Here is an 18,521-nt window from a genome sequence, read left to right as displayed (position 1 = left end):
GGCTCATTGGCCAAGACGACGTCTGGCCCGTAAGCGCAGGGCCAGGTAGGTCATCGAAGCAAGCAGCAAGACCCCGAGGAGAGTGAACAGCATGAGCGCCATTACGTTTTGCGAGAGGTACCACTGCAGATAGCGCAATGGGCCCAGGCTCCCGACGTAGTAGTCCTGTTCGGCCACCAGCGATTTGACATGCGTGCCCTTGACCACCACCAGACTGCCTTGCAACTCGTGGGCGTTTTCTTCGCTGCTGAGCAGGGCGTTGGTCACGTCAGCCAAGCCGTTGGGCCTTGCGCTGGCGATAAACACCACACTGCGCCCACTCTTGAGCGGCGATTCGAATCCAGTCAGATAAGCACTGCCGTCGTCAGCGCTGAACCTGAAGCTGCTGCGCGCTTCACGCAGATTGGTTTTTGTATCCGGGCTGATCCAGTTGCGCAGACGCAAGGGCAGGTCAGACAGTTCAAAGTACTGCGCAGCGGCTTCGTCCTTAGCCGGCAGCAGGCTTTGCCATTGCTCCAGCAGCGGCTGATTGTTGCCCGAGGCGAGCACCAGCAAATCCCGGTCGCGTTGCTCGGCCACCTGGTCGGCGTGGACCACCTTCACGCCGGTGGCCGGATAACCGGTGGAGTCGCCGAAGCGACCCAGCACGGTCAGATAGGCGCTCAGGTCCGCCGGGCCCGGCTCGTTGGGCAGGATCACCGATGTTTCAGAAAGGTCGGCCATGCGGGTGAACGGGAAGCCGCTGTCCTTGAACACCCCGAGGTTGGGCATGGCCATGAAGTGTTCGTATTGGCTGAGGTCCAGGGTCGAGTCCGGGTCGATCACTCCGCGCATGTTGTCGATGATGATGTCGCGGCAGTCACCCTGTTTGATGTAGTCATACATAAAGCGAAATTGCAGGCGTGATTGCAGCGCCACGGAATTGAGCGGCAACAGCATGCGCGACGTGCGGGCCAGGCTGTCGTCGGTTTTGAGCATCGCCAGCAGGCCGTCGCTGTTGCCGAGTTTCTCGATCGAAGGCAGATCGATCGACTTGATGAAGGTATCGTTGAAGTTGACCAGCAACGAGGAATTGGTGGAGACCGGTTGCGGCGTATAGCGGTACTTCAGGTCGAGTTGCGCGCCGGGCTCACGCCAGTTGAACAGGTCGGGTGGCAAGCGCAGCGCCACCGTCATTTGTCCCGGGTTGTAACCCGACACATTGAGTTCTGCGGGCTTGGCCAGTTCACCCAGGCGAACCGGGCGGTCGGAGGGCAGCCAGTTAGGCGCGTCGTACGGTCTGCGTGGCTTGAGCGAGTCGATCCGGTCGATCACCACGCTCTGCCCGGAAAAGGCCGAGCCACCGAGGGCCAGCGCTGTCGCGGCGACCTTGAGATCGGCGCCATCGCGCCCGGAAACGATCAACAGTTTGCCCTGAGCATCATTCGGGTTGCTCACGAGTGTCAATGTCGGCCCCGTGGCCTCTTTGATCGGTAAGCCACTCAAGGCCGTCGATTCGCTGCCGCTGACAAACACCACGGCGTTGCCTTTGGCCGGCAGGCTGGTGAGGCTGGCGGGGAAGGTTGCGCCGCGATAACTGGCCAGGGCGCCAAACCAGGACGACAGGATGCCGGCGGCCTCAAGCTCAGGGCCGCCCGGGCGCGCAGCGAACACGAAGGGCAGCTTCAGGGTCGAGGCGTCTCGACGATCGAACAAGGGCAGAGGCAGAGCGGACAGGTCGTTGGGCTGTTTAATCGAGGACACCTGGAGGCTCAGCTGGCTCTCGTTGCCGATCCTGGCCCACAGGCTGGAGTGCAAAGGGTCTTCACATTGCATCGTGTAGTGACCGATGAACTGCAGGCTGAGCCGGTTGAATTCGGTGATGGTCTGCGGCGGAATCTGCACGGTCCGGGTCTGCAATTTACCGGCCTCTTCCTTCGGGAGGGGCAGGCTGGCGGCCACTTGATCGTTGATCAGCACGTTGATTTGCGAAAGGTCGGCCAGCAGCGCCGGTGAGTAGCTGTACTGCAGTGTGACCTGCGCAGCCGTGACGACTTCATCGGCGCGTATATCGAAATTCACACTGTCGGTAGCCTCCACGCCTTTAAGGTTCATCGAATAGCTTTTGCCCAGCTCCTTGAGGGTGCGGGTATAGCTGTTGCCCGGGGCATCGGTCCCGGGCAACGATGCGACGGGCATCACCGCCGGCTCTGTGGCGCTGATTGGGTTGGTCGCACTCAACGCCCAGTCGCTCCAGCCCACTAGTGAGCAGGCGAGCAGCATGAGTGAGCGACGAGGAGGAAAGGTCCGGCGAGTGGAAGGCTTCAAGATCGTTGCGTGTCCGCGGTGGGGTCGATAGGTGATGGAGTGACCGGGCGTTTGCGCAGCAGCGCCTGGCTGTCCTTCAGGGTGGCAACGAACAAGCGCAGGATGGCGCGTAAGCCAATGCTGCTGACCTCGCGCAACGCCGACATTGGCGCGTCGAGGCGGCCGTTGCCCCACGTGTTGGCCCAGGTGTCGGCCCGTGAAAAGGTCAGTCGCACCAGCTCACTTTGCTGGCGCAGGGTCAAAGCCTCGAATTTCACGCCTGCCACGTTGTCGTTGCTGAAGATCGTTGTTGCGGGAAAGAGGCTTGAGGGAGGTGTGCGCAGAATGCAGAGCCGCAGCTTCTCTTTGGCGCTGAGCTGAACCTGCGGTGGCAGTGCCAGGCCCACGCCGTTTTGTGAGAAATCCCGGGTTATGCAATCGAACGATGTGCCGTCTTCGCGATAGACGCGCACGGGCAGATCCGCGGGCACCCTGGGCTCGTTGCGCACCTGAGAGGACTCAGTGGCCACCGCCACGGCGGTGCTGACGATGATGATGTTGTACACGGTCCAGACCAGGTTGATCAGCAGGGTAGTGGCCTCGGCCGAATCACTCCCGATCAGTTTCACCACGCCGATCGCCAGACCGATCATGTTCAAGGTCAGCAGGACGATGTAAGGCCGCGCGAGCTTCCAGTTGAAATAGTCCTTTTCGATGGTGCCGCCCTTGTCGGTTACGTTGAATTTGCCCAGCGAAGGGCTGATCAGGGCCAGCAGTACCGGTCGCATGATGTGCCAGGCCAACACCGACTCATACACTTCGTTCCAGAAGGAGTGGCGGAAGCGCCCCTGGATGCTGGAGTTGGTCAGGCTGGAATGGAAAATATGCGGCAGTACATAGACCGTGACCATCAACGCCGAGGCATGGAATATCTGCGCGTCGAAAAACAGGTAGGCCAAGGGTGCGGTCAAGAACACCAGACGGGGCAGGCTGTAGAAAAAGTGCATCATGGCGTTGAGGTAGCAGATGCGCTGCCCCAGGTTCAGTCCTTTACCAAACAACGGATTGTCGGTCCGAAAAATCTGCACCATGCCTCGCGCCCAGCGTATGCGTTGGCTGATGTGTCGGGAAAGGCTTTCGGTGGCCAGTCCCGCCGCTTGTGGAATGGCGAGGTAAGCGGTATTGAAACCACGGCGATTGAGCTTGAGTGCCGTGTGCGCATCTTCCGTCACGGTCTCGGTGGCGATGCCGCCGACTTCCAGCAAGTGAGTCCGCCGGATAACCGCACAGGATCCACAGAAGAATGCCGCGTTCCACAGGTCGTTGCCGTCCTGCACCAGGCCGTAGAACAGCTCACCTTCATTGGGTACCGAGCGAAAGGTATCGAGGTTTTTTTCGAACGGATCGGGTGAGTAGAAAAAGTGCGGCGTTTGCAGCAACGCCAGGTTCGGGTCCTTTAAAAACCAGCCCATGGTGATTTGCAGGAAGGAGCGGGTGGGCACGTGGTCGGCGTCGAATATGGCAATGAACTCGCCATCGGTGACTTTGAGTGCCTCGTTGAGGTTGCCGGCCTTGGCATGTTGATTGTTGTCGCGGGTGATGTAGTTGACACCAATCTGCTGACAGAAAGCCTTGAATTCCTCCCGGCGTCCGTCATCGAGCACGTGCACCCGCAGTTTACCCTCGGGCCAGTCAATGGCCTGAGCCGCGAGCACCACCAGTTTGACGATACCCAATGCTTCGTTATAGGTGGGAATGAACACATCCACCGTCGGCCATTGCGCGGGTGGCTGTTGCAGAAACTGCGGTTTACGTTGCAACGGCCAGGCGGTCTGTATATAGCCGAAGACCAGGACGAGCAAGGCATACAGTTCTGCCAGCACCAGCCCGTAGCCAAATACGGCATCCTGCCAGTTGTCGAAGTCCAGGGTGTCGGACAGGCGCCAGTACATGTAACGCAACGAAGCGATCAGCGAGAGGGTGATCAGTGTCAGGATCGCCAGACGCCCGGTTTGCTTGCGGATGATCAGGCTGGCGGCAAAACAGACGGAGGCAAACACGGCCTGGGAATACAGATTCTGCGGCGCAGTGAGGATACCCAGCACCAACAATGCTGCAATCAGCCCGCCTGAGATCTTCAGGCCCAGGCGCCAACGCAGGGGCCATTGACTGACGCGATCCTGCAAGCTATCCAGCAGCCCCTGCAACCACCAGGTCTTTGCAGGTAGCTGATTCAACTGGACGGTCATGGTGTGCCCTGCTGGCTGGAAGCATCCGCGAAAAGCAGGGCATGGACCGCGCCGGACAGCGACAGAATGTCCTGACAGCCAATGCTCTCAGGTGCGTACTGCATCAGGTCCCGACCATAGGCCAGCGACTCGTTGAACTGGTGATCGAGGCGAATCGTCCCGATCAGGTTAGCGCCGAGCCGTCGCCGAAACAGCACGCCCATGTCCCTGCTGAAGGAGCGCGAGTCATCCCGTTGGTTGAGCACATACCGCTGCTGCTGTGCGCGTCGCAGGCTGGTTTCCAGCCATTGGGTCATGGTGTCCAGTGCCAGGTAGGAGGCCGCGTCGGCCACCGTCATCACCAGCACCAGATCGGCGGCGTCGAGTGCCTGTTGCGAATAGACGGTCGCACCCGAAGGAGTGTCGAGGATCACGGTATCGTTTTCGCTGAGGTTCATTGACGCAAGGTGCTGATTCAACCAGTCAGGATTTTCAAGCATCAACTGCCTGAGCAATCGGCGATCGTTCAACTCGCCAGTGCCGAAGGGCAGGCACTCACTGTCGCTAAAGCCCGGCAGGCGATGAGCGCCCCAGTCGGCGTCCTGCTCTTTGAGCTGGATCAGCCCGGGAGCCGGCCTGGTGATACCCAAGTGGCTGGACAGCGCGTTCTGAGGGTCCAGATCAATCGCGATGGCTCGCCCGCCAGGGTGCCGAAGTGTTTTCGCGAGGCCCGCGGCGACGGTGCTTTTACCGACCCCACCATTCGCTGAAACGATAGCAATGACCTTCGCCTTGGTCCGCCTGCGAGTCGTTTCTGGCAGACCGTCTCGACGAATCTGATTAAGTTCACGCAACAGGTCGCTCAATCGCTGACGGTCACCCGTAGCAGAACTCGCAGGTGGCTCGGTCAGGGGAGGGGATTTGGGCGAAGGTGGCGAGAGGACAACATGCTTCACAGGCTCGACCGGCGCACCAATCAATAAAGAAGGCTGTGGCTCGTCCAGTAGAAACACAGGGGGCGTTGGCGTTACGGGAGACAATGCCGCTGACGGTTCTGGCTCAGCCGCCGCAGGTGGAACCGGGTCGTCTTTGAAATCTTTATAGTTCGGTTGTATTTCCTGGTAAGTCTCCACATTGGCGCCAAAACGTGTAAAGAGTTTCGTAATGTCGTCTACATATTTCATGCGTTGTACCAGGAATGAAATAACTCAGAAACTCAGCATTCCATTAACTTAACAAAGTTGATGCGTCGTCTAGGCGTTGGCAGAGTGCCATTAATTTAGGGTGTCTATGTATGAGTGTCAATAATTGTTATAAAAAGTCAGCGAGATCTGTTGGTGTTCGTTTGAGTGTTATTAAAGTGTTGTGATGCTGGTGAAAAGTTTGACTATTGGAGTGTGTCAAATAATAACTATCCAGTGAAGTGTGGCGTGGTAATAGGCAATGAATGCAGTAATCGGGAGAAATAATTTCCGAGTATTTCTGCTTCATATATAAAAGAAAACTCTTCGGTTTCGATGAGGCGGGCTGCGAGTTTCGTTTCCCTCAAAAGTTATTGTTCTATTGGCTTCCATTGAGGCCTGTAGAAACTGAAAAAAGAGACTTCGGTCTCTTTTTTGTTTTCACTAAGTTCCACTGTATCAATGCCGCGGTCCGACACAAGTGTATCTCTATGTATCCAGGCCTCATGCCGATACGGACTGTTTCTTTTGTGGGCGGTTGGTGACACATCCGGGATACCTGATCGGCGTCAAATGAGCTCCATCGCGACAGCACTAGCCGTATGACTTACCTCGACTCGCTCGGCAAGAGCCAGTCTCTGGATTTCAGCACAACTGCTCAAGACTGCGGCCAAGGCAGTTGATACAAAGTTGCGCAGGAGTTCAGAACCACGACTTCGTCTTCACGCGATTCGCTCAATAGTTCAACCACCCAAGGAGTTTCCAATGAAAAAAGTAATGGCCGCTCTGGCCTGCACCGCCGGCCTGATCATCGGCGCCAACGCGTCGGCGCAAACTGAAAAGCCTACTGTCGTTCTCGTGCACGGCGCCTTTGCCGATGCTTCGAGCTGGAATGGCGTGGTGAAAATCCTCGAAAAAGATGGCTACCCCGTTGTGGCCGCCGCCAACCCATTGCGTAGTGTGAAGAGCGATGGCGCTGCTGTTTCCGCCTTGCTGGCTGGCATCAAGTCGCCTGTTGTGCTGGTCGGCCACTCCTACGGTGGCAACGTCATCAGCGAAGCGGCCAACGACCATGCCAATGTAAAGGCACTTGTTTACGTCGCCGCCTTCGCGCCTGAGGCGGGCGAAACCGTCGCCGGGCTAGCCGGCAAATTCCCGGGGAGTACCCTCGGCCCAGCCCTTGCAGTGCCTGTCGCACTGGCTGATGGCGGCAAGGATTTGTACATCCAGCAGGATAAGTTCCACGACCAGTTCGCCGCTGACGTCCCCGCCGCGCAGGCGGCATTGATGGCGGCGACTCAGCGTCCGGTCACCGAAGCGGCGCTGAACGAGCAGTCAGGTACACCTGCCTGGAAGCACATTCCGTCCTGGTACATCTATGGCGACAAGGACAAGAACATTCCACCGCAGGCCATGGAATTCATGGCCAAGCGAGCCGAGGCCAAGGTGGTGAAAGTCGTTAAAGGGGCTTCCCATGTCGTGATGGTTTCAAATCCGGAGCCGGTAGCCCGGCTGATTGAAAAAGCAGCTGCAGCAATGTGATTCCTGCCCTTTCTTGAACAAGTTGGGGCTTGCCGAAATAACAGAAACACCATAGTTAGGGGCTCGCCCCCAGCTATTGTGTTTCTGGCACCGAAAGTCAGCCCAATGCTTCGATCGCCTGGGCAACGGCTGATCCATACGCCGGATCAACCTGTGTGCAGTTATCTATATGGCGCTGTTTGGTTAAAACCAATAATGCAGGCCGAGCATTAATGACTGGGCGCTGTAGTCAGTGCGTACATCGCCTTGGGGCAGGCCCTGAATGTCACCGAAGTGCGCATCGCGAGTCTTGATGTATCGATAATCCAGGGACATGGACCATTGTTCGGTGAGTTCGTAACCTACACCAGCGCCGAGTTGATAGGCCGATACGGTGTCGCGATGAGTGCCGCCGAACTGGACGCCGCCGGCTTCCAGGCCACTGACCGACAGCGTGGTGTAACCCAGACCGCCGCCGATATAAGGGGTGAAGCGACTGAAGGGGGCTGGCAGGTTCAAGACGTCATACCAGAGGTTGGCCATCACGCTGGTGGCTTCCTCTTCGCCTTTACCGTTGATGCTTCCGCCGCCTTCATAGACCCGGTTATTGAACTGGTCCAGGGTATTTTTGCGGTAGCTGAGTTCCACTTCAGGTCGTAGCCCGATGGGGAATCGCCAGCCCAATGCCAGTCCGGTGGCGTAGCCGGAGTGTAACGGTTGATTGAACTCCATCTCGACAAAGTCGAGGTTGTTCTGGTTAAGGTCCTGCGGAGCCACCCAGTTCAGGCCACCCATGACACTGATGTAGGGGCCGAGCGTGTCGGCGGAACTGGACTCAGGGGCAATAAGGCCCATGCCAATGACGCCCATCACGAGATACAGAGGTTTTTTTAGTAGGTTCATGCTCGGTCCGAAGTGTGCCGTTATCGATAAGTAAGCGGGGGGTGTTCGGGAGCGAGCGTGCAACACGCTCCCTCCCGAATATTTCATACGCGGTGCAAATGCGTTCCAGGTGTTTCGAGCCCTGGGGTGCTGATGGCTTTCGCTCGTTGTTCAGCCAACGTGCACAGGTTGCGCAGCGCGGTGGTCATTGCCGCGGTCAGCATTTTGCGTAGCAGCCCGCGGTATAAAAAACTTAAGGGGCCAGAGATCTTCGCGCTATGGATGACCTGGGTTTCATTCGGGGAAAGCCTGCGCATCTGGTGATCGAACTCAAGGTCGATCCACAGCAGCCTTGCCGTGTTCCGATAGCTTTCATGCAGCTTCACTGCTTCCAGTTTCAGCGGCATGTTCAGGCCATTTTTGAGGATGCATTTGCCTCGTGTTCCAGGTTGAAACGGGCCATTGAGTTCACACTCGCGGACGTCGGTATCCCATAACGGCGCTTCTGAAAAGTTGCTCCAGATCTTCCATATTTCAGAACGCGGCGATTTGACTATGACTTGCACTTTGACATCGTTCACGGCGACACCTTGGTTGTTGGGGGCACGGTCATGCTGGAGAGCGGGATCAATTGAGTGCCTCAGGCAGCGGGTGCGGATTGACTCAGCACTTGAGCGGTAATGCTGGCTTGACCGATTTTTTCGCCCCGGTTGAACAGGTCGATATAGATGCGGTTGGTTTTGAACGGCTGAAGCTGTGCGTCAAAACCGGCCTGCGGTGCCAATGACAGCGGACTGTTCCTGGGGATTGGCCGATCCAGGGTGAAACTCAAGGCCAGCAGGTTCATCGGGGTGTTGAGTGGAATCCGCAGATGGCTGTGGGCAATCTGCATGTAGCACTGGCGGGCAACTTCGAGGAAATACACCATCGAAAAGTGCTCGGGGTCGCCCTCCTGGAAGAAGTGCTCATCCGGCAGTTTGAGTGTGTCCACGCTCAAGCCCTGAGCGATGCTGCTCATGTCACTGACGATGACGTTTTCTTCTCTGGCCTTGTGCAGCAAGGCCTTGTCGCGGCAGCGAGTGGCCGTGAACTCGCCAGCGGGAGATTTCTCGAACGCCGAGCTGTAGGCCATCCCAAGGACGCAGGTGCACATCAGCTTTCCGGCCTGCATCACCTTGGCATTGAACACCTGAGGGTCTTTGCCCTGTTCCAGATGCAGATCAATCACACCCTGTTTTTGTACGTATTGCTGGAACTTGATATTCAAGGTTTTGACATAGGCGACTCGCCCACTCAGTGGCGGCACGGCGAGTTCAATCAGTTGCAACACGCCCTCGAGCAATAAAATGCCGGGGATGTGATCAAGAGGGTGATCGAAGAAATAAGGGTGCGCTTCATTCACCACGAGCTGGGCGTGCAGTGATTGAGGGCCGCGCTGGACGTTGGCGATCACGATGTTTTCCGGGCAACGTTGCCAGTGTGCCGGGCGCTGCACTTCAGCACCACGGTGCAGGGCGAAAAGGCTCTCCATGGCGCGAACTCTGACGCGCAGCCCTGAGAGCAGGGTGTTGGTCAGCATATCGCTGAGTTGCAGCACGTCGACGCCGTCGTTTTGCGGCTCGCGGACAAGGCTGACAGGGCGGGCAGGCGGGATGACCTGCTGCAGTTCGTGGGATGCCGAGTGAGCAAAGCGCAATGTAAAGGGATGTTTTATGGCAGGAGCAGGTTCGGCCACCGGGCTCCATTCCTGAAGCTTTTCAGTAAACAACCACATCACGGCCTTGCCGGCTTCGCGAACCTCGATCACCGTGTGAGCCGATGCACTCAACATCACCGCCAACAGGGTTTCGATGCCACTGGCTTCAGCCAGGAAGCCGGTAATTTCTTGCAGTGATCCGCTGGCATGAGTCGCATCAGGCTGCAGCTCGCAGACTTCAATGTCCTGGTATTGACTCCGCTCTTTGCCCAGCAGTTGGCAAGCCTCTTCCAGCGAGTTCGCGGCATGGGCGAGGACCGCCGCGCGGATCACCAGTAAAGGTTTATCACTGGCGTCTGGTTGATAAGGACGCAGCGCAATCAGCCCCAGCCCTTCACCTTGCACCGTCGCTGAATGTCGGGCGCGCTCGATCTCGATTTCGCCGCTGATAAAGCGCCCTGCACCGAGCAACAGCGTGGCTATGCCGTTTTTGAACCATTGCTGCGATGCCAGCAAGGTTTGCCAGAACAGACCCGGGGTGCCGACCAATGTTTGATGGAAACCCTTGAAGTCAAAAATCTGCGTCGGGTAGCCGGACAACATGTTCGGCAACATGGTTGCCACGTCCGCCACCTCCACGCCCGGTGGCGTGCCTTGAGCCTGGGAGTAGAAGTTGTGAGCGCTGCTGTACGCATTGCTGAAGCGTTCGCCACCCATGTTGCAGCACATGACCATCGCCGTGCCGGGTGAGCCGGCCACACCCGGCAGGCGTCGCAGTAAATGGTTGACGCGATCGGTGATCAACAGCTTGAACGGATCGACATGGGCCAGAGGTTTGGGCCCCATGCCGAAACCGTCGATATCTATGACGCGATCCTGCGCCAGGAATTGACCCAGCAACGGCTGACCTGGAGCAGGGGTGTAATCAACGAAACGCCCATAAGGGAAACTGACTGATGGCGTTGCCGGCCGATCGAGCTGTTGCTTGAATGACTGCAACGAGCCGTGACTGCCGATCGCTGCTTCAGCCTCGACAATCGCAAGGTCCAGCATTAACACGCCGGGGCTGGCTAGATGGGCGACAGGGCGGTTATCGGGAATGTATTCATCCACCACCAGATGCGCATTGGCGCCGCCAAAGCCAAAACTGGAGATGCCTATGCGGATCGCCGACTGACGATCCGCAAGGGGCTGTATCTGCTTTGTGGCCAGCTGCAGGCGGGTCTCGTCGACTTTTGCGCTGGGGCGGTAGTCGGGCTGAGGTGGAATCCCTTTGTGCCGCAATATCATCAACGCCTTGGCGAGCGAAGCGCCTCCGGCGGCGGCCAGTGGGTGGCCAATGACGGACTTGATCGAACCGATGGTGATTTTTTTGCCGTCTGTGCAATGGGGAGCGAAGAAGCTGTTCAACGAGTCCAGCTCTGTCGCATCACCCAGCGGAGTGCCGGTACCATGGGTTTCGATGTAGTCCACGTCGTTGGGATCAAGACCGATATAAGCACGCTGGTAAGCTGTGTACTGAGCCTGTTTGCCAGGCGCAAACACTGAACCTTCGGCGCCATCGGCGGACATTCCCAATGCCCGTAAAACGCCCAGGGGACGGCGCTGCGCAATCAGGGCCTGCGATACGGGTTCGACCAGAAAGGCGACTGCACATTCACCCGGCACAATGCCGTCAGCGTCCTGGCCGAACGCCTGCATTTGGGCCCGGGCGGAAAAGGCGGTCAACTGCGAGAAGCCCAGAAACAGCGCCGGTGGCAACACGGTGTTCAGTGCCATGACAATCGCGTTATCCGCCTGCCCGCTATTGACCAGGGCCTGAGCCATATCGATTGCATAGGGGAACGAACTGCAGGCGGTGTCGACCGATAACGCCGGGCCACCGAAGGCAAAAGCCGCAGCCAGTTCAGCCACTTGTTCGCCCGGTGTGTAGCCCTGTGGTGCTTCGGCTTTTCCGGACATGCCTGTGACGAAATAACTCTCGTCACTCCAAGACGTCGCGACCACCAATGCGGTGCGTTCCTTGATCAGTGCCGAGCCTTGTCCGGCAAGCTGGGTGAGGAGTGTCTGGAGTACTTTTTTTCCGATGGCGACCTGCCGTCCTTCATGCCGTGAAGGGGTTGATGCGTCATCGGTCAGGCAAAAAGCACTGTCCAGGTAAACGCGATCCTTTTCACCTGTCTTTGCTGAATAGATTGACGCCTTATCCAGTTCCCAGCGTGTCAGCATCGAATTGATAGGCGCTATCTGTCCTTGCGAGAGCAAGTGCCATAGCGCATCCGTTGACGGAGCCCCGGGAAACTCGCCAGCCATTGCGCTGAAGCAAAAGTCGCCCTCTGTTGTTACCGCGCCATTCATACCCTGTCTCCTGATTGCCAAAATGCTGGGTGATCTGTGCGATCACCCGGATTCCATGCCATTTTTTACAGCGGCTCAGTGCTTCAGCTCAGTCTTGCCAGAAGCGACAAGGCGTCCTGCGGCGTACGACGCGACATCAGCGCTTCACCGGCAAACTCGCTGGCAGAGCACTGTTGCGCCATTGATTGGCAGAGTGCTTCTCGGGCAAAACCGTTGAGCCCCAGTTGTGCAAAGGGCGTCTCAACGTCGATCGACTGTGGTGCGTCCGGGATCAGCGGGGACAGGGAGTTGAAAAGCAGGTTGCTCGCCTGCCCTTGGGCGTCCGTTGTGCCAGGTGCTTGCACTTCGGTAGCGGGGGTTGATGTCGACTCGGGGGCGGCCAGGGCGGCTTTAATCAGGGCGATTGTTGCCTGCGGATACTTGGCGTTGGCCAGCTCAGTGCTGTTGGCCTTGAGTTGCGGCCACAATGTGACGACCGACTCCAGGAAATCCAACTGCACGAGGGAGTCCAGGCCCAGGCTTTCATAGCTTTGTTTTTGGTCGATCTGGTCAACCGTAAAGCCGGTGATATTTGCCAGTTGTTCAAGTACCCATGCTTCGATATCCACGGCAGGCGCCTGCGGATCGGCTTCAAGCCGCGCCAGCAAGGCGGTAGGCGTGGGGGCATCAAAGAGCTGCGAGGTGAGCTCTTTCTTTTCCGGGAAGTGCTGGGCCAGGGATTCGAAAATATCGACCAGCCCGAGAGAGTCGATACCCAGGCTCTCGAAACTTTGATCGAAGTCGATTTGTTCCTTTTTGAATCCTGTGACCGAGCTTATTTCGGCGCGCAACCATTGCCCGTAGCTGAGTGCAGGTGTTTGTTCAGCAACAGGTGCCGATGCCAGTATTACCGGGTTCGAGTGTACGGGCTCCAGCACCGGTAGGTTTTTATTGACGGGGGCTTCAATCCCATTGGCATAAACGCCCTCGAGGACTTGTTGATGAGCATTGAAGTAATGCGCAGTGACGGATTCGGCCTGCTCCAGCAAACGCATCAATATTGATTCTTTTGCGATATTGGATTCGCACAGTGAATCAATGATCTTTTCTGAAAGAGAGAAATAGCTGTTGGCTATTTTTCCATTGGACACGATGAATTCCTGCACAACATCGTTGAGTTGGAAGCGCATGAGGTTCTCCTAACCAAAGTCGGTATATATCTTCTATAAACAAGAAATAAAAAGTCTTGGCCCAGGGCTGGGCCTTGTGTGAATCAATGAACCAGGTTGGCAGTAGCCATATAGCGACTTAAAGTTGGAGTTCCACTGCGTCGATCTCGGAAGATGTTGTTTTTCTGGCTCCTTTGAGCAGCCCGGATCTTACGTTCAGATAAGTGAAGAGCGTTATTGCATCGGCCCCCTGGAAAGCGATGTAGCCGTCAGGACGAATCAGCATCAATGTGCCCGCTTTGGCATGGTAACGCTTGTGCAGGCGCCAATCGGGGTCCAGCAACGTCGAGTGCCAGGAAGGCAGTTCGGCGCTGCTCAGGGCATCAATAACGCAATAAGCCTTGATGCCCGGGTAGTCCTTCTCCACCGACTCGGCCAGCGAGTAATAGCCCGGCAACAAAGGGGAAAACTGATCGGCTGCGCTGAAAATCAACAGCGTGAACGTTCCCTGGAACAAGTCGATCAAGCGCTTTGGCGGCAGACCTTGCAGTTGCCACAACTCAACATCGGGAGCCAGTTGACCGGCGCGAGGCACGGACGTCTGGAATTCAGGTTTCTTGCCTTTCTTGTCCCAATTCATGCGCTGCTTTTTCGTCAGCGATTCCTGGATGTAATCACTCTTGCCGTAGTGGTACTGATGCCCGGAAATCATCGACGGCAGTTTGCGCTGGACCTTGCGCCTGTTGCTTATCAGAGGCAGAACATTGTCGCGCAGCCAAACGAGGGCGCGCTGCTTGACGGTGATCAGTCCGGTCAGTCGGTGTGCCGTGTTCTCGACTTCCAGGGCCACCGGGTAGCGCTCTTCGTTGTAGCTCTCCAGCAACGATGGATCTGCCAGGCCCTGATCGACATAGGCCATTTTCCACGCCAGGTTATAGGCCTCGGAAACCCCCAGGTTCATCCATTGGCCACCGATCGGGCTGCCGATATGAGCCGAGTCGCCCACCAGAAACACGGAGCCTTGCTGCAGCGACTGCACGCGGCGATGTTGGAAAGAGGCGATGGTGGTCGATGAAATATTGGACAGCGTCATCTTTTGCCCGCGTCCTTCGCACAACCGCTGAAAGTTCTCCAGGCTCAAGGAAGGGCGCTCACCTTCTGGCGGCAGGTTGTAGGGCATCTCGATGAAAAGTCGATAACGGGATTGAGCGCTGATCGGCGCGACCGCGACATATCCGTCTTGTGCACCCAGGAAGAAAGCGCCTTCGTCCTTACTTCCAGACCACTCGATATCGGCATCGGCGAGCATGAAGAAGCGGTCGTAGGACGATCCTTCGAAAGTCATATCAAGACGTTTTCTAATGTTGCTGCGAGCACCGTCGCACGCGACCACCCAGCGACTGGAGAAGGATTCGTCACTGCCGTCCGCATGATGAAGCGTCATCTGTACTGAGCCCGGCTGGTTTTCTATATCGACCAGCTCGGTATTCCACTCAACATCTACTCCCAGCTTGTTCAGTCGCTCAAGCAGAATCTTCTCTGTCTGCGGTTGTGGCAGGCTGAGGAGCAGGGGATAGGTGGCGTCCAGGTAGGAGAAGTTGTAGTTCAGCACCCGTTTGGCGTTCGACTGCACCGAAAACTGGTTGATAGTGAACCCGTCGCTGATGGCCTGATCGGCAACTCCCAGATCTCGGAAAATTTCCAGGGTTCTGGAATGGATGGCCATCGCTTTGGTAGCGGTCGAGGGACCGGCATTCTTTTCAATAATGCGAAAAGAGACGCCCCACTTTTTCAGCATGATTGCCAGGGACAGGCCAATCGGGCCGGCGCCTACGATCATGACTGTCGGGGTGTTGCCGGGTTGGCTGAAGTGCTTGGGGGCCAAAGTGCTCAGAGTGTTCATCGGTTAGTACCAGTTTCTGTAGAAGGGAGAGTTGGCAATGCCGAGCAGGGCATCGTCACCGGATGAATCTCCGTAGGCATAAATGTAAAAGTCATCAAGGTTGCTCAGACAGCCTTTGAGCCGTGTGACTTTCTCTCTCTCAACACAGTTGGTACCTGATATTCCTCCGGTCAGTTTGTTCTTCGCAGTCGCCAGGCGGGTGCCGCAGACATAGTCAAAACCCGCTGCCTGGCCCCAGGGGATCAGGTAGTTTTCCGGCGAGTTGCTGACCAGCGCAGTGACATGCCCCATGGACTGATGCCATTGCAGCCGGCGCAGGGCCTCGGGCCTGAGCCAGAGCGGTAGCTGCTCGCTGATGAAATACTTGGCATGTTCGCGCTCTTGCTCAACGGACAGACCGCCCAGATAACAGGCAATGAACGCCAGTCGGGCTTGCATCAATGGCGTGATGCCAACGATCACGCTGAGCATTTTGGGCAGCAGGGGAATGATCCTGAGCCAGAACGATCGGGTTCCCACGATATAACGCATGTAGCGCCAGAACGTATGTCTGTCGGTCAATGTGCCGTCAAAGTCAAAAACGGCCAGTACCGGTTGTGTGCCATTAGCTTGCATGAATCTCTTCCTTGAGAGAGATGATCTCGATGGTTTTGGGCAACTTGAAGCCCGAGAGGTAGCGCGCGAGCAGGGTAGAGATAGCGCTCTGGGTCAGGTCGCCGCTCCCTTCAACGCACAGGTGCAGTACGTTGACCTCCTTGTTGTCCGGGACGATGTAAGCTTTCGCGCGCACCACGTCCGGATGCCTCAGGGCAATGGATTCGATTTCCGTCAGGTCGACCATTTGCGCTTTGATCTTCGAGATTCGCAGGCGTTGGCAGTAGAAGAACACATGCCCGTCGTCGTCCCGCCAGACCAGATCACCCGTGTGTAGCCAACCATCACGGAAGAACCGGGCATTGGCGTCCTCTGCATCGTTGTAGCCGTCAATCACCATCGAGCCGCGAATCAGCAGTTCGCCAATGCGTCCAGGTGCGACATCTCGCCCTTCGGCATCGACGACCCGTAGTTCTACGCCCTTGATCGGTTGGCCCATGGCGCCGCGATGGACCTTGCCAATCGAGCTCTGGACAATCACCGGCATGCTCTCGGTCAATCCATAGCCTTGCAGTACCGGATTGCACCCCAGTAGCTTGCCCAGTTTCTCGGCTTCGGATGCCGGCAGATGACTGCCACCCGAATAAATCATCAGGTGAGGGTGCAACGGCAACAGCGCGCCCTTGCGTTTGGCCAATCGTGTATTGAAGTAGCGAATGACGTCGGGCACCAGGCAGGCAAAGGTGACCTTATGTTCGGACAAGACTTCTGCCAGATCCCTGTTGAGCAAGGTGTTAGTCATTAACAGGGTGGCGCCCACGCTCAAGGGGAACACCATCATCACGGACAGCCCGAAGATGGCATACAGCGGCAGCGTTACCAGATGAACGGAGCCGACACCTTGAAGATGAAACTGCTCATGCAGGCCATCACTCGATTGCGTCAGATCAAGGTAGCGGTGAGAAACGGCCAGCGGTTTGCCGATACCCCGATAGGTGAACTGTACCGAGACAACCGGATTGCCTTCGGGCAGTAACAAGGGCTCGGTCTGTCGGGGAAGCCGAGAGTCCGCCGTTGCGTTGTCGGGCAGGGGCGATGACGGCTCGCTTGCGGCGTTCAACACCAAGGAGTGCCGAACGCCGTAGGCAGGCTGAAATGTCTCGCTATGCTGCTCGAATAGCGTTTCGGTGGTCACTACCAGCGTCGGTCTGGCGATGCTGATGACGCTGTTCATTTCGAATGGCGTCAGTTTGTAGTTGAGAATGACCGGAACCGCACCGCGCCCGATGATCGCCAAATAGTAAGCGATGAACTCCACCCCATTGGGTAGAACAAGCGCTACTTTGTCGCCCGGCAATACATCTAATGCTTTGAGGGTGCCGTTGCACTCTTCAGCCTTTATTCGCAACTCACGGTAAGTGACGGTATCTTCTTCCGCGTCCAGATTCCTGATAGCAATGTGCTCGGGGAAAGACTCTGAGAAACCGACGAACCGATGCAGAAAACCTTCTTTAGATGAAAGGTTTTTCATTTACCAACCTCTCTCAATCCTTGAATTTATGGTTAGACAAAAAAGTACTACAGAGGCAGGCTATATATAAATTGTTTCAATTAAGCATCAATGTAGTTATTTTTCCGATACCAATCCAGGGTATCGGTCAATGTTTCAGTCACGGGGCGGAACTTGCACTCCAATTCCTTTAGGCTTTTGTTGTGGCTGAAATGGGTGCGCCCTTGCTCTTGCTCCATGAGTTTGACAGTGGAGGTACTGATGAGCACCGGCTTTTTCGTAATTCGGTAGTAGCCTTCATATATCAAGGCAATGATACGCAGCATGAATAGTGGCACTTTGCGCTCCGGCGCTTTTACGCCGCTGACGCTGGAGAGCGCCTGGAAAATGCTTTTCATGTCCATGTGGTTGCCGGCTGCCAAATAGCGTTCTCCGGATCTGCCGCGTGTGATTGCCGCGAGTTGGTGCTCCGCCACATCCCTGGCATCGACAACGGAAAAACTTCCAGGCAGTACGCCAGGCAATTTTTTTCCGACAAAGTCGAGCAGGAACTGTCCTGATGAGGTCGGGCCGATGTCCCCAGGGCCAAACATCCAGCCAGGCAATACCATGGCGATGAACATGTCCGGGTGCCGCAACAGAAATTCCTGAACTTTCTGTTCTGACATTATTTTACTCAAGTAATAATCGTCAGCCTCTGATTCACTGCGAGACATTGTTTCATCGATCACTTGATCTTTGTTGCCCTTCAACACGGCAATGGATGAAGTATGGACTGCACGACGAATGCCAGCGGCATAAGCAGCCTGCAATAGGCGCTCGGTTCCGGTGACATTGGTGTCATACAGTTTCTGCCAGTGCTTTCCGCCTTTGTAACTATCGCGGAAATAGGCGGCCGTATGAAACAAGGCATCACAGCCTTGCAGGGCATGGCTGAAGGCATCGACATTGAGCATGTCGCCTTCGACAAATTCGACAGGCAGATTGCCGAACTGCTTCTTGGCTTTTTCGACGGAGCGGACCAGCGCTTTTACTTTGATATTTCGTTTTAAAAGCGCGTGAACGACATTATTGCCGAGCAGGCCTGTAGCGCCTGTAACAAAGGCATATTCCATTAAAATCCAGCTCCTGTGGGGTAACCTGCTGCTGCATTGAGATTGATGTCACCGGGCTCGATGCTTTGATCTGGCGGGGGGGCATCAACGGCGGCAAGT

At 56.6% G+C, this 18,521-nt stretch carries 12 protein-coding genes; 1 reads left to right on the top strand and 11 read right to left on the bottom strand.

The window, feature by feature from the left end:
• Positions 1-3: 3 nt before the first annotated feature.
• Genes bcsB through bcsQ form a run of 3 tightly spaced genes read right to left on the bottom strand, consistent with a single transcriptional unit; the run spans position 4 to position 5,698 of the window.
• Positions 4-2,307, bottom strand: a complete 2,304-nt coding sequence (gene bcsB, locus PMI21_RS07640; protein WP_274517590.1) for a cellulose biosynthesis cyclic di-GMP-binding regulatory protein BcsB — start codon at positions 2,305-2,307, stop codon at positions 4-6.
• Positions 2,304-4,535: a UDP-forming cellulose synthase catalytic subunit gene (gene bcsA, locus PMI21_RS07645; RefSeq protein WP_007940309.1), complete on the bottom strand. Its 2,232-nt coding sequence runs from the start codon at positions 4,533-4,535 to the stop codon at positions 2,304-2,306. The genes bcsB and bcsA overlap by 4 nt, the downstream gene beginning before the upstream one ends.
• The gene (gene bcsQ / locus PMI21_RS07650; protein ID WP_007940307.1) at positions 4,532-5,698 is read right to left on the bottom strand and encodes a cellulose biosynthesis protein BcsQ; all 1,167 of its coding nucleotides are present in this window, start codon (positions 5,696-5,698) and stop codon (positions 4,532-4,534) included. The genes bcsA and bcsQ overlap by 4 nt, the downstream gene beginning before the upstream one ends.
• A 762-nt stretch (positions 5,699-6,460) precedes the next feature.
• Between bcsQ and PMI21_RS07655 the strand changes: the two genes are divergently transcribed.
• Positions 6,461-7,237: an alpha/beta fold hydrolase gene (locus PMI21_RS07655; RefSeq protein WP_007940306.1), complete on the top strand. Its 777-nt coding sequence runs from the start codon at positions 6,461-6,463 to the stop codon at positions 7,235-7,237.
• A 183-nt stretch (positions 7,238-7,420) separates the two neighbouring features.
• Here PMI21_RS07655 and PMI21_RS07660 read toward each other — a convergent pair whose 3' ends face one another.
• The 8 genes from PMI21_RS07660 to PMI21_RS07695 all read right to left on the bottom strand — a co-directional run bounded on the left by PMI21_RS07660 (position 7,421) and on the right by PMI21_RS07695 (position 18,422).
• Positions 7,421-8,119: an outer membrane protein gene (locus PMI21_RS07660; RefSeq protein ID WP_007940305.1), complete on the bottom strand. Its 699-nt coding sequence runs from the start codon at positions 8,117-8,119 to the stop codon at positions 7,421-7,423.
• An 83-nt stretch (positions 8,120-8,202) separates the two neighbouring features.
• On the bottom strand, positions 8,203-8,679 hold the full coding sequence (locus PMI21_RS07665; RefSeq protein ID WP_007940303.1) for a hypothetical protein: 477 nt from the start codon (positions 8,677-8,679) through the stop codon (positions 8,203-8,205).
• Positions 8,680-8,738: 59 nt separating this feature from the next.
• Positions 8,739-12,152 carry a polyketide synthase family protein gene (locus PMI21_RS07670; protein ID WP_007940301.1) on the bottom strand — a complete coding sequence of 1,138 codons (3,414 nt, stop codon included), beginning with the start codon at positions 12,150-12,152 and terminating at the stop codon, positions 8,739-8,741.
• A gap of 83 nt (positions 12,153-12,235) precedes the next feature.
• Entirely contained in the window at positions 12,236-13,321 is a 1,086-nt protein-coding gene (locus tag PMI21_RS07675) for an acyl carrier protein (protein WP_007940300.1), read from the bottom strand.
• A gap of 118 nt (positions 13,322-13,439) precedes the next feature.
• Positions 13,440-15,140, bottom strand: a complete 1,701-nt coding sequence (locus tag PMI21_RS07680) for an FAD-dependent monooxygenase (RefSeq protein WP_177318300.1) — start codon at positions 15,138-15,140, stop codon at positions 13,440-13,442.
• Between the two features lie 66 nt (positions 15,141-15,206).
• Positions 15,207-15,818 (bottom strand): HAD-IB family hydrolase, encoded by a 612-nt coding sequence (locus PMI21_RS07685; RefSeq protein WP_007940298.1) that lies wholly within the window; start codon positions 15,816-15,818, stop codon positions 15,207-15,209.
• On the bottom strand, positions 15,808-17,328 hold the full coding sequence (locus tag PMI21_RS07690; protein WP_007940297.1) for a class I adenylate-forming enzyme family protein: 1,521 nt from the start codon (positions 17,326-17,328) through the stop codon (positions 15,808-15,810). Before PMI21_RS07690 ends, PMI21_RS07685 begins: the two co-directional genes overlap by 11 nt.
• Positions 17,329-17,408: 80 nt before the next feature.
• Entirely contained in the window at positions 17,409-18,422 is a 1,014-nt protein-coding gene (locus tag PMI21_RS07695) for an SDR family oxidoreductase (RefSeq protein ID WP_007940295.1), read from the bottom strand.
• Positions 18,423-18,521: the final 99 nt, after the last annotated feature.

Source organism: Pseudomonas sp. GM18, assembly GCF_000282195.1.
In the GTDB taxonomy this organism is placed as follows: Bacteria; Pseudomonadota; Gammaproteobacteria; order Pseudomonadales; family Pseudomonadaceae; genus Aquipseudomonas.
Note: the sequence above shows the minus strand (reverse complement) of the source record. Positions and strands in the feature narration are given on the sequence as shown.